At 53.8% G+C, this 12,796-nt stretch carries 12 protein-coding genes; all 12 read right to left on the reverse strand.

Going from position 1 to position 12,796, the window contains the following annotated elements:
• Positions 1 to 67: 67 nt before the first annotated feature.
• Positions 68 to 469 carry an NUDIX hydrolase gene (locus MKY64_RS11605; protein ID WP_339314123.1) on the reverse strand — a complete coding sequence of 134 codons (402 nt, stop codon included), beginning with the start codon at positions 467 to 469 and terminating at the stop codon, positions 68 to 70.
• Positions 462 to 2,498 (reverse strand): translation factor GTPase family protein, encoded by a 2,037-nt coding sequence (locus MKY64_RS11610; protein WP_340953144.1) that lies wholly within the window; start codon positions 2,496 to 2,498, stop codon positions 462 to 464. Before MKY64_RS11610 ends, MKY64_RS11605 begins: the two co-directional genes overlap by 8 nt.
• Positions 2,499 to 2,507: 9 nt before the next feature.
• Positions 2,508 to 3,491, reverse strand: coding sequence for an aldo/keto reductase (locus tag MKY64_RS11615; protein WP_339314121.1), 984 nt, complete (start codon positions 3,489 to 3,491; stop codon positions 2,508 to 2,510).
• Positions 3,492 to 3,625: 134 nt separating this feature from the next.
• A complete protein-coding gene (locus tag MKY64_RS11620; RefSeq protein WP_340953145.1) occupies positions 3,626 to 3,934 on the reverse strand; it encodes an AAA family ATPase in 309 nt (102 codons plus the stop codon).
• Between the two features lie 60 nt (positions 3,935 to 3,994).
• Positions 3,995 to 4,837, reverse strand: coding sequence for a GNAT family N-acetyltransferase (locus MKY64_RS11625; protein ID WP_036728618.1), 843 nt, complete (start codon positions 4,835 to 4,837; stop codon positions 3,995 to 3,997).
• Positions 4,838 to 4,864: 27 nt separating this feature from the next.
• A complete protein-coding gene (locus tag MKY64_RS11630; protein WP_340953146.1) occupies positions 4,865 to 6,151 on the reverse strand; it encodes a sensor histidine kinase in 1,287 nt (428 codons plus the stop codon).
• Entirely contained in the window at positions 6,138 to 6,818 is a 681-nt protein-coding gene (locus MKY64_RS11635) for a response regulator transcription factor (protein WP_036728619.1), read from the reverse strand. Before MKY64_RS11635 ends, MKY64_RS11630 begins: the two co-directional genes overlap by 14 nt.
• 29 nt (positions 6,819 to 6,847) lie before the next feature.
• Positions 6,848 to 7,630 carry an ABC transporter ATP-binding protein gene (locus MKY64_RS11640; RefSeq protein ID WP_340953147.1) on the reverse strand — a complete coding sequence of 261 codons (783 nt, stop codon included), beginning with the start codon at positions 7,628 to 7,630 and terminating at the stop codon, positions 6,848 to 6,850.
• Positions 7,631 to 7,896: 266 nt separating this feature from the next.
• Entirely contained in the window at positions 7,897 to 10,248 is a 2,352-nt protein-coding gene (locus MKY64_RS11645) for an ABC transporter permease (protein WP_340953148.1), read from the reverse strand.
• Between the two features lie 149 nt (positions 10,249 to 10,397).
• Positions 10,398 to 11,570, reverse strand: coding sequence for an alanyl-tRNA editing protein (locus MKY64_RS11650; protein WP_340953150.1), 1,173 nt, complete (start codon positions 11,568 to 11,570; stop codon positions 10,398 to 10,400).
• Between the two features lie 3 nt (positions 11,571 to 11,573).
• A complete protein-coding gene (locus tag MKY64_RS11655) occupies positions 11,574 to 12,008 on the reverse strand; it encodes a GNAT family N-acetyltransferase (RefSeq protein ID WP_340953151.1) in 435 nt (144 codons plus the stop codon).
• Between the two features lie 23 nt (positions 12,009 to 12,031).
• Positions 12,032 to 12,796, reverse strand: coding sequence for a TSUP family transporter (locus MKY64_RS11660; protein WP_340953152.1), 765 nt, complete (start codon positions 12,794 to 12,796; stop codon positions 12,032 to 12,034).

Here is a 12,796-nt window from a genome sequence, read left to right on the forward strand (position 1 = left end):
TAAAGAGACAACAAGCCCGTTTCAGGCCGGGTTCCGGCTCAAAACGGGCTTACTCTCTCTTCTATATTCAGGAGATGAGGCTCATCTCCCGCAGCTTGTCCATGATGATGACGCTGACCGCCGATACCCGGTCTATGTCCTTATAGGTTAACCAGGCCAGCTCTTCAATCTCCGAAGCCGGGGCAAGCTCACCTGTGAAATCTGCGGTAAGGCAGGTCATCCGCACGAGCACGCCTTCCGCTTTGCCATGGGCCGGAGCCTCGAAGCTTCCGAACTCCGCAATCGTCTCCGGCAGGATCTGAACGGACAGCTCCTCTTCAACCTCACGGATCAGAGTCTCGGCATCACTCTCGCCGGACTCCCGCTTGCCGCCGGGGAAATAATAGGTGTCCTTGCCTGCGGAACGCGCGCCCAGTACCTTGCCGTCCACAACATAGATCCAGGCTACCTTATCTATTACATTAGTCATTGTCAATCTGCACCTTTCCTTCTACGTCACGCTGACACGGTACTGCTCGTTTAAGAACCGTGTACCCGTTCCTGCTTGCTGCTTGAATATGCATATGCTGTCCGGCCTCTTCCCAGGGTACTGCATACCCCTCACCCTTGGCGCAAAAAATAGACGCCGAGGAGTAGGCCGGATCTGCATTTTTATTATAATTCCGCTGCTCCACCACCGCCTTGGTCTGGTGGCAGGGCTCATATCCTGCTACTCTGAGCGACATCGATCCCTTGCCCTGCGTCATCGCCGCCAGTCTCACTCCGTAATTCATGAAGCTTGCCGCCGGAACTGTGCCGGTAATTACAGCCTTGGACGGTGTAATATCCGGGGGATTGAAGCGGCCTCCGGCTTGCTGGATATCACTCATAACCTTTCCCACATCGTCCGGATCTATCCGGATTTTCAGGTCGTAGACCGGCTCCAGCAGCAGATTCTCTGCCTGCTCCAGCCCCTGGCGCAACGCGCGGTAAGCCGCTTCCCGGAAATCGCCGCCGCTCGTATGCTTATTATGCGCCCTTCCCGTAAGCAGGGTGATCTTCAGATCCGTCAGCGGGGAACCGGTCAGCAGGCCGTGATGGCCGCTCTCCAGCAAATGCTGCTCAATCTGATGCTGATAGCCTGCCGCCAGATCATCCGGGTGGCAGCGATTAATGAACGTGATCCCGCTCCCGCGTTCCCCTGCCTCAAGCATCAGATGAACCTCGGCGTAGTGGCCCAGCGGCTCGAAATGCCCGCAGCCATAGACCGTACCGGCAATAGTCTCCTTATAGAGAATCTCCGGCGCGCCAAAAGAGATCTTAAGCTGAAACCGCTCCGCCACAATCTGCTCAAGAATTTCCAGCTGTATCCCGCCCATCACTTGAATATGCAGCTCCTGAAGATCTTCATCCCAGCTTACATTCAGTGACGGATCTTCCGCGCCGAGCTGTCCGAAGGCATGCATCAGCTCCTTCAGGTGCACGGGCGGCTTGAAGAGCACCTTGGATTTCAAGGTGGGAATAAGTCCGCTGCCCTGCGCGTCCTGAAGTGCGCCCACTCCCGCACCCGGAAGCACGGAGCTTAGGCCGACAACGGCGAACAGCTCCCCGGCGGCAGCCCAGTCAGCAGCGCTATAAGCAGTACCGTTGTACTTACGGATTCCGGTAATCCGTTCGGAAGTTTGTTCCGCTTCGGGTCCATACGCCAAGCTCTCGCGGTTCTTCAGGACTCCCTGCAGCGCTTTGATGTAGGTGATGCGGGTACCTCTGGCATCGTGGCGGATCTTGTAGACCCTCCCGGCAAAAGGCAGCGTATAATCGTACTCCGTGAACGTGAGCGCATCCAGTACCTCCAGAAACTCACCCACACCGCGATCCAGCAGTGCTGAGCCCTGCATACACGGAAAAATCTCTCCACGCTTCACCATAGACCCCAGCGCACTGCGGCAATGGCTCTCCGTCAGCGTGCCTTCAAGATAAGGTTCCAGCAGTATCTCCTCGCGTTCGGCAAGGAACGATTTCATTTCCTCGGTCCACGCAGCTTCCGGCTGCTCCGGCAACAACAAAGCATCGCCACTAAGCAGCTGCCGGATCTCTTCCAGGACCCGTTCAGGATCACTGCCTGCACGATCGGTTTTGTTAATGAAGAACAGGGTGGGAATCCGGTGCTGGCGCAACAGCTGCCAGAGCGTTTCGGTGTGGCTCTCTACACCCTCCACCGCGCTGAGAATCACCACTGCATAGTCCAGCACTTGCAGACAACGCTCCATCTCCGGGGAGAAATCGACATGGCCCGGCGTATCCAGCAGGAAATAGCGGGCATCCTTATAGGTGAACTCCGCCTGATCGGCGAAGACGGTAATCCCACGTGCTTTTTCAATCTCATGGGTATCCAGGAAAGTATCCTGATGGTCCACACGCCCCCTGCTGCGGATGGCTTCGGTATGGTAGAGCAGCTGCTCGGCGAAGGTCGTCTTCCCGGCATCTACATGGGCGAGCAGTCCGACAGTTATATTCATACAGTACCGCTACACCTCTCCACGGATATATGGAACCACCTCTGACTGGTAAAAGGCAGCCAAGCGCTCCATATCCCCTGGGCTGAAGGAGGGTACATCCAGAGTGGCCAGATTATCGTTCACCTGAGACTCATTCTTGAAGCCCGGAATCACACAGCTGACGGCCGGATGGTCCAGAATCCAGCGCATAGAGGCCTGTGCCATATTGCCACGTCCTTCAGTGATCCACTCCAGCTTCTGCGCCAGTTCTACACCTTTAACAAAAGGCAGCCCGGCAAAGGTTTCGCCCACATTGAACTGCTCCCCGTTCGCGTTGAACTTGCGGTGGTCGTTGTCCTGGAAGGTACTGGACGGCGTGAATTTGCCGGTCAAGAGACCGCTGGCCAGCGGCAGGCGCACCAGGATGCCTGCACCCTTGGCAGCAGCCTGCGGCAATAGCTCCTGTGCCGGCTGCTGGCGGAACAGATTGAAGATCACCTGCAGCGCCGCAACGCCAGGATACTCCAAGCAGAGCAAGCCCTCCTCGATAGTCTCAACGCTGACGCCGTAGTGACGGATTTTACCCTCGGCCTTCAACTGGTCCAGCGCCGCGAACACACTCCCATCACGCAGAATCTCCATCGGCGGACAATGGATCTGATACAGATCAATCGCTTCCCGCTCCAGACGCCGCAGACTCTGCTCACAGTATTCACTGATCCGGCGCGCGGAGTAATTCTCCGGGTCATGGATATCACCGGCGCGGCAGAACTTCGTGGCAATATGTATCTCATCCTGCTTGCCCCGGGTCGCCTTGGCGAGCAGCTCCTCCGCATGGCCTCCGCCATAGACATCTGCGGTATCGAAGAAATTCACGCCCTGCTCCATCGCCGCCTGCAAGCCTCTCAGCCCGTCCTCATCCTTGCTATTCCCCCAGTCCCCGCCAATCGCCCAAGTGCCAAAGCTGACCTCACTGACAGACAGACTCGTGTTTCCCAGTTCGCGGTATTTCATTCTATGAACCTCCGTTTATGAGTTTGTGTGGAACCGTTCACAACTCTTCTTATTATGAAGGGTTTGGGCGGTCAGGTCCAGTTGGCAGCCGGATTTCACTCGAAGCTTGGCCATCACTGTGGTGAACACAACATTCACATGGACTTCCCGCCTGCGATCTGGACGATCTTCTGAATCGCGCCGGGTACTTCATCGCTGTCGTTGATTACAAACAGATACTCCGTCTCATGGACGGCATAATCCACTAACGTCCGGGTCAGAGCATTCTTGAGCGTATTCGCCCCTTGCTTGGGCAGCAGACTTTCGTACCGGGTATAGATGAATTCAGCCAGATCATCCCGGTCAATAACAACCGATTCAGGTAAGCGCCGCTCTAATTCTCTACCAAATGTGGTCTTCCCGCTATGTGTTTTACCGACTGTAAGGATTGCTAACCTCTTCATCAATGCCGCTCCTTTACGATAAAAGTATTAAGCTCTTTCGTTCTCTCTCTGCGGGTACGACTATCCTTCCATGACAAAAGCAAATACCGGATAACTCTCCACCGGCTCGAAGCCGAGCCTCAGCGCGAGCTTATGTGAAGCCATATTCTCATGCGTTGTTTCCCATAAGGGAAGCATTCCCTGAACGAGATAGTGACTAATTAACGATACAGCGGCGAGCGTAGCATAGCCCTTCCCGCGCTCCGATTCTGCATAAGTATCTACATCAATGAAGTACCTGTTATTCACGCTGAAGCCGTTATTTTTGCAAAAGGAAACTACCTTATCCCTAATCTTCACTACAGCACCCGTGGCAGTCAGCCCAACGAACCTGTCATCTCTTGCAGACCTATTATGCTCCGGTAGGGTAAGAACAGGAAATTCTTTGTAGGCGACAGATAGATCTCCCTCTAAGGGGATAGCAGCACGCCTGTTTTTTAGCTGAACAAATCGTTCGATATTGAACTCATAGACCGACTCCATATGTCTGTCTACGCTCAGCCCGGCAATCTCCAGCTTCAATAGTTCCGTCCATGAATCACTATCATCCGTATAGATCTCGAACCATTTCTCTTGCCTCTGCTGGCAATCAGGTACGACTACCGTCTGCAAAAAAACCATCAGCTTCAGCCGGTTGATCTCAGTACTGATATCTCCGGCAGCATACATCCATCTCCCCGTAGCCCATACCACAGCCAGTGTTGGTGCTTCCGTATGATCAGCAAATACCCGCCCGGGATAGTTCTCCAGCAGGACGGATAAGGCGGGAATGTACTGCTTTTTACCGGCGTAAAAATCATAAACCGCAGTATAATTCCCAGGTTGCAGCTCCATCAGCCCATTAAGCTCATTAAGCTCATTCATTGCGATCTCCTCCATTCAAGCCTCTACTTAATACCGCAGCACCAGTACAAACCGCATACCCCGCTCAAGCGGCTCCGCGAAGATATCGCCGCCCATCTTCTGCAGCAGCTGCTTGCAGATGAAGAGGCCGAGGCCATTGCCCGGCTTGCCGTCCGCATTGGACCCGCGCCAGAAGCTGGTGAAGATATGGGGCAGCTCGCTCAGGAGCAGCGGCTCTCCCGAATTCTCGATCACAATCAGCTGGCGGTAATCCTCCTCGCGGAAGGTAATAGAGATCGACCTGCCGTCTCCATACTTAATGGCATTCTCAATGAGATTATTCAGCACCTCATGCAGCCGTTCTTCGTCTCCAAGCAGCAGCTTGTCCTGATAAGCACCTGCTGTGAGCTCCACCTTCAGCAGCTCCAGCCGCTCCTTATGGTTACGGATGACCTTGCCGACCAGACCGCTAAGATAGAACTCTCCCGGGGCCACCTCTATATTCTGCAGAGAAGAGACGGAAGCGGTGATGATCCCGCCGATCAGCTGCTCCATTTGTTCTGCTTGCTGACCAATCAGCCGGGCGGCCGATTGCCGCTTGACTTCGCTGTCATAGAGGCCGTCCGCCAGGGCGCTGGCGTAGAGCCTGATCGTGGCGACTGGGGTTTTAAGCTCATGCGAGAGGGACGCGATCAGCGTCTGGCGGTCCTTTTCCAGGCGGAGATTCGTCAGCTTCTGAGCATCCAGTGTCTGCCGCAGCAGGTCCAGCCCCCACACGAACCGGCCGAAGTACCGGCTACGGTGCTCCTTCATACCTATGCTCAGCTGCCCCCTGGATAACTCATAAGGCAACTCCTGCAGAGAATGGAACGGCCGCAGAATCTGCTTACGGATGTAGAACAGCAGCACCATCACGGCTCCAAGCGCCGCCAGCAGAAACAGATTCAGAACCAGAAGCGCATGAACATCCGGCCCGGGCATCCGGTAAGAGAACCTTAAGTATCCTGCGATTTGCTGATCCGCATACAAGGGCTTGACCATGAATTCATTGCTGTCCTCCACCCCGATACCGGCAAAAAAGCGCTGAACCTCATCCGGCCCCGCCTCCTTCCCGATCCAGCTTAAGCCGTTCACGTAGGTATACCTGTTCAGATCAGGCAGCAGTTCCTCCGGAGGAATTCCTCGCTGTACCTGCTCATAGATACGGCCTATCTCTATCCGGTAAGCCTTCCCGGCCGTCCCTGTCTCCCTGGAGGATACATATCCATTAAGAGCCGCTATGAACGTCAGCCCGAGAAGTAACGCCCAGAGCATCAGCCTGTTAAATGCCTTCATATTTATATCCCACTCCCCAGATGGTAACGATGCGCCTTGGATCTTTGGGGTTATGTTCGATTTTGTCCCGCAGCTTGTTCATATGTACGGTCAACGTGGACGGTTCACTGAAGCTGTCTGCCCCCCATACCTGCTGGAACAGCCACTCCTTGCGAAGCGCTTTACCCTTGTTGCTCATCAGCAAGACCAGCAGCTCGTACTCTTTGGCTGTCATCCCGAGCGGCTGGCCGCTTCTATATACTACTCTTGCGGTCTGATTCACTGTAAGTTCGCCATCCGTCAGCAGCAGCTTGTTCTCGTTCATCTCATAACTCCGCCGCAGGTGCGCCTTGACCTTCGCCGTCAGCAGAGGAGCCGAGAAGGGCTTCTCCAGGTAATCGTCCGCACCCAGCTCAAGCCCGATAATCTTGCTCTCATCCCCGTGGCGTGCGCTCATGATCAGAATCGGCAGATTGAACTTCTCCCTGGCGATTCTGCATACGGCGAAGCCGTCCAGCCCCGGAAGCATAATATCGAGCAGCAGCAGCTTGACGGCATTCGTCTCCAAATAAGCCAAGCCCTCTTCCGCAGAGGCCATACTGCATACAGAATATCCTTCCACCTGCAAAAAATCCTTCATCACCTCCGCCAGCTCCGCATTATCCTCAATGATCAGAATATCCGCCACGGCTCTCTCCTCCTGCTGCTTGCAGCTTCCTACCAGCCCATCTCCATCAGCCAACCGGTCAGGCTGCGTTCACGTTCCCTCGGACCTTGCTCCGGTATATATTTGCCCAGCACATGCTCACCCTGAATATTGCCATCTACCATATACAGCACCTTATCACTCTGCGCGGCTACCTTTACATCGTGAGTAACCACCATCAGCGTTGTTCCTTCCCGGTTGATCCGGCAGAGCTCGGACATGACCTCCTGTGCGGCTTTGGAGTTGAGCGCACCTGTCGGCTCATCCGCGAACAGCATAGCCGGCTTGTTGATGAGCGCCCGGCAGATGCAGGCCCGCTGCAGCTGTCCGCCGGATACCTCTGTAATGTCATGGCCCGCTGTCTCCATAATGTTCAGCTTCCGCATCAGCTCATCGGCATATTGATTCACCTCGCTGCGGCTGCGTCCCTGTCCGCCTCTCTTGCCGCTCAGCGACTCATAGCCTGATAGAATAATATTATCATAAACCGAGAGATTGCTCAGCATATGCATCTGCTGGAAGATGAAGCCCATTTTGTGCAGCCGCAGTTCAGCCATGCCCTTCTCAGAGAGCTGCGAGAGACTCTCCCCGTCAAAGACCACCTCGCCCGCCGTAAGCCGGTCCATCCCGCTGACGGTATAGAGCAGCGTAGACTTGCCCGAACCGGACGGCCCCATGACAGACACGAACTCCCCGGCATGAAGCGAGAAATTGATATTCCGCAGCACGTTATTCTGACTTTTATTGACGATATAGGTCTTACATAGGTTGGTTACTTCCAGTACTGCTGCCATTTCGCCACTCCTTCTTTTCTTTTAATATAAACGCTTGGATCTATTTACAAGAATCACAAAGTTATAAACATTGAGCTTAATCGTCGCTGCGGTGAACACTTGGACTTCCGGCCACTGTTAGGTTTGGATTTCCTGATTTGGACCGCTGCTCGCGGTAGAAATCCAAACCTAAAGGCGGACGCTACCGCTCCTCCAGTTCCAAATCTCCCCTCCGCTCCTTTAGCTTTTTGTTATTTCCCGTGATTCTTATTCTAGAATCCAATCGCCTATTCCTTATTCATATTCCATATCTGTACACGCTTGATCTGGCCGCAGCTGGTATACACTGCCAGCATGACCACGGCAAGGATCAGCAGCGGATACAGCAGATAGACCTGTAGCGGAAGAATATTTAACTGGAGGCTGGTCAGTCCGAAGATCCGGAAAATGAGACCCAGCAGGCGGCTGCCTAGGGTGTTCGCAGCGATTACGCCCAACACCAGCGAGACGGACATAATAATCAGAATGCGCAGCGCCTGCCACCGCCGGATCGCGGCATTCGTGAAGCCGATGCTTTTCATGACAGCAATGCCGTGAACCTCCTTCGCAATCATCAATCGGACGAACAGGCTGGTGATGAAGAACGTAATGAGGCAGATGATAGCCGTAAGCAGCCCATTGATGCTGTGAAGCTGGCCCATGAAGCCGCCCGTGATCTCTCCCAGCAGTTCAAGCGAGGTTTTGAAGCCTTGTTCCGGGAACTGCTGCTGAATTTCCTTCATCATCCCTGCCTTCGCTTGCTCCGGGGCATGGAGTTCGCCGGAGAACATGTAAGCGGGTATTGTCTTCAGCTCATAGTCCCGTGCAATCCAGACCGCGTACCCTTCGTTGGAGATACTTTGAAACAGTCCGCTGATCATGAAGGTCCCCTGAACCCCGCCGATTTCAAAAGTAATATTATCGCCCACCCGCTTCCCGTATTTCTCGGACATGATGGTTGTAATCGCAATTTCATTCTTCAGGAGCGGGGCTGTCCCTTCCAGAATCTCAACAGATCCGTTCTGATCATTCTTCTGGCCGTTGATCCGCCGGTTGGCCTGCCCGTTATCGGAGATATATTTGGTACTTACCGTATAATTCGCTGTAAGCGTGACCTCGAAGCCCTGATCCTTCAGCCGCTTGGACAGGAGTGCCTTGTCCTGTTGGATCTTCTCAACGGGTTTCTCTGCCACGACGGTTGAGCTATAAAAATCCGCACCAATTGTACCTAAATATTCCAGGAATTTAGGAGTTACAATGGTATTGGTCAGATTGACCGGGATCAGAATGATCGCCGAGCTTAAGATCAGCGTCAGGATTAGTGACGTATAGCTCTTGAGCCGGTTCAGTACATCGCTCAGTGCGAGAAAGAACGGGGGCCGGAGGAAACGGCTTTTGTGTAAATGAATGCGCCGGGATGCCTTGAAGCGTTCGTCGGTCTGGCCTTGCCGGATTGCATCGATGGCCGAGGCCTTGTTAATCTTGCGCATGCAGAGTAAGCAGAACAGCAGAATGAATGCGATCATAACCACCGTGCTAAGCGCCGAGATCATTATATTGGTGCTGCCTCCGGGTAAAATCATATACTGAGAGGTTTTGCGGGACATCAGCGCAGTCAATGGGAGACTGATGCCGAGTCCGAGAACGCCGCCGAGACAGGCCAGCCCTGTATATTTTGTCAGGTAGAGCTGCTTGATCGCCCGGTTCCTGAACCCGATGGCCTTCATAACGCCAATCTCCTTGTATTCATCCTGCACAGTGGAGACAATGGTGAAGCGCAGGGTCAGAAAAGCAATGAAGATCAGAAACACGCTAATTGCAAACATCATGGCCGAGATCATCCGGTCCGTCATATAAGTCATCTTGACCAGCGCCTTATCCACCTCAAAGCTGATGGGCAGATCACTGTTCGCAAAAGAAGATGATATCTCAGTAGACGCTACACCCGGTGCCGCCACAAAGCTCCATAGATTCATCCGTTTATCTTCGGGCACCAGCTTCTCTATTTCCTTGAAATCCTCTGCTGACAGCATGAGGCGCTTCAGTCCCAGCAGATCTGCCCCCATGAACGCATCCTTGAAGTAACCGTTCACCGTGAACGTTCTCGTAATCTCACCGAACTTAAGCTTCAGCTGCTCTCCCGGTACGATACCACTGCTTAGCATCAGGCTGGCCGGAAGACCGATCTCCCCTGGGCGAAGTGAATATCGCTCATTGTCTTCACCGAAGACCAGGTTCACCTGCTCAGGAATGGCGGACAGCACGAAGCTTACATTTCCCGAGAAGCTCTTGCGGCCTTCTGGCATCGTAACCTGATTCAGTAAGAGATTGAGCTGCCGTTCTGTATAAGCTGTCTCCACCTTCTTTTCCTGCTTGACCCAGTCTTCTACTGCAGAGTTATAGCCAGGGTCATTGGCCAGCGTGATATTAAGATCCGCCACCTTGCTGGCTTCGATGAAACTGCCCAAGGCGCTGGAGGTGGAATACATCAGGCTGGAGCTGCTTGCAGCTAGTGTGGAGGCCAGGATGATGAGGATCAGCAGAACGGTATTCATCACCTTTTTACGCCGCAAATCCTTTTTTAGAATAGTCAGGAACACGTTAATTTTCTCCCTTCGTCAAGCTCTGTCCTGATTATAAGACTTCAAATGTTAAATAATCCTTAAGTCGGTCCAATCCTTGCTCACCCTATGAAAACAGCAAAAAGAGCTACGGAATAAACGCTCCATAGCTCCTTAACTGCCCTACCTCAGAATTGCCCTTTAGCAAAATTGTAAAATGCCAGTGCGTCTTCCCATGCCGGGAATCCGGCCTGAGCCAGCTTGTCGCTGCCCCCGCCCTTGCCCTGGTATCCGCCCAGATGAGCCTTGAAAAATGCTCCGCACGAGAATTCCGCAGAGCCGCTATGCGCGAGCACGGCCTTATTCTCCGCCGCACTCAGCAGCAGCACCGGAAGGTCGGTCAACGCCGTCAGCTTCGCAGCCAGACTCTGCAGATCCTTAAGCGTTCTCCCGTCCGACATATGCGTGAGCACCCGGCTGCCCTCATCCATAGAAGCTAACAGGTCCCGGGCCAGATAGCTGTCGTTCTGCTCCTTCACGGCAGCCAGCTCTGCTACCAGCAGCTTCTGCTCCTGCTCCCATTTGCTGATCCGGTCCATAATTTCGTCCTTGTTCGTATTGAATTTGGCCGACAACAGACTCAGGATTTGCATTTGATCGTTGAATTCCGCAAGCGCCCGGCTCCCGCATTTGAAGGTAATCCTGATATTGCCCTTCTGCTTCTCGGACCGCAGCAGCTTGATCATCCCAATCTCCCCTGTCGAAGACACATGGGTGCCGCCGCAGGCGTTATGCTCTACACCTTCAATCTCGACAATCCGGATGTCCTCCGTTACCTTAGGAAGCTTCACCAGCGGCAGCTTGGCCATTTCCTCTGCGGTCACGAAGTAGCTGATAATTGCGCGGTTCAGATAGATCTGACGGTTCACCTCTTGTTCAGCCTCCGCCAGCTGCGCCGCAGATAGTTCCCCCAGATCAAGATCAATTGTGGCGTAATCGCTGCCCAGATGGAAGCTCAGTGTCAGTGCCTGATACAGCTCGCGGAATACCGCCGACAGCAGATGCTGGCCGCTGTGCTGCTGCATATGGTCGAATCTCCGGCTCCAGTCGATGGCGCAGTCTACTTCAGTCTGCCCGGGAAGCTGCGCTACTTTATGCAGTACCTCCTGATCCTCCAGCACCACATCCAGTACAGTAATTCCGCCGATGGTTCCCGTATCGCAGGGCTGTCCGCCGCCGTGCGGGTAGAAGGCCGTCTCCGCAAGCGTCACATAGCTCCCGTCTTCACGCTCTATCGCGGAAGTGATCACGGTACTCCATTCTTGAATATAAGCTGAATCATAATATAGCTTCTTGGTCATCCCTTAAGCTCCTCCATTCGCGTCCGTTGCAGGTCCGAAGAACTTCTCCATGACCACGTAATCCTTGCCGCCTTTGCTGAACACTTCATCCGTTCTCTGCATGCCGAATTTCTTGTAAAAGCCTGCCTTGTACGTTCTGGCATTACAGAAAATCCGCCGCACCCCCGCCAGCTCCGCTTCCGCAAGAACCGTCTTCAGCAGCTTGCTGCCATAGCCCTGGCCCTGCTCCAGCTCCAGGGTAGCGAATTTGCGGAACTGTGCATCTGTGCCGTTAACGAAGAGGGATAACACAGAAACCAGACGATCCCCCACATACAGCCCGTAATGCTTGCCTTGATCGTCATCTGCCAGCTTAATATAATCCGGCTCCCGCTCAGGCCACATCACTTCATGCCTAAGCTTCCAGACTTCTTCCTTATGTATAAGCTTGATCTCCATCTCATCCACTCCATTAATTGTGCTTAATGCATCGTATCCCATATTTGCTTGCCGATCAATATGACAGTGACTGTAATGAATAACGGCCGAATATACGCTGCCCCTTTGCGGATCGCCATCCGGGAGCCGACAATGGCTCCGATCACCATCGGAATCCCCAGAATCAGCCCGTGGGTGTAGCTGACAGAGCCCAGGGCAATGAATGTAAGCAGGCTTGTGATGTTGCTGGCGAAGTTCAGGATTTTGGCGTTCCCTGCGGCAGTTACAAATTCAAACCCCATCATCAGAAAAGCGAAAATCAGAAACGACCCCGTTCCCGGGCCGAAAAACCCGTCATAGAAACCGATTATGAGCGCTGCCATGCTTCCGGCCAGACGTAATTTACCGTTGCTGGCAGAGAAGGTAGAGACGTCTCCCCAGGCTTTTTTGAACAAGGTGTAGATTGTAATGACCACCAGCATCACGATCACCAGCGGCTTCAGGAACTCGGAAGGCACCTGACGGACAGTCAGCGTTCCGGCCATCGCTCCAATGATCGACAGCGGGATCAGCGTCCGCACCAGCTTGAAATTGATTTTGCCGGAACGCACGAACGAGGCGGTGCTGGTCAGCGAGCACATCGATCCCGCCAATTTGCTGCTGCCCAGCAGCAGCGGAAGCGGAATCCCTACCGCCAGCAACGAAGGAATCGCGATCAGTCCTCCGCCGCCCACTACAGAATCAATTAATCCGGCCAGAAATCCGCATACCACCAATATAAGAACCATACTGAGCGTCCAGTCTTCCAT

The organism is Paenibacillus sp. FSL R7-0210 (assembly GCF_038009085.1).
Taxonomy (GTDB): Bacteria; Bacillota; Bacilli; order Paenibacillales; family Paenibacillaceae; genus Paenibacillus_AQ; species Paenibacillus_AQ silagei.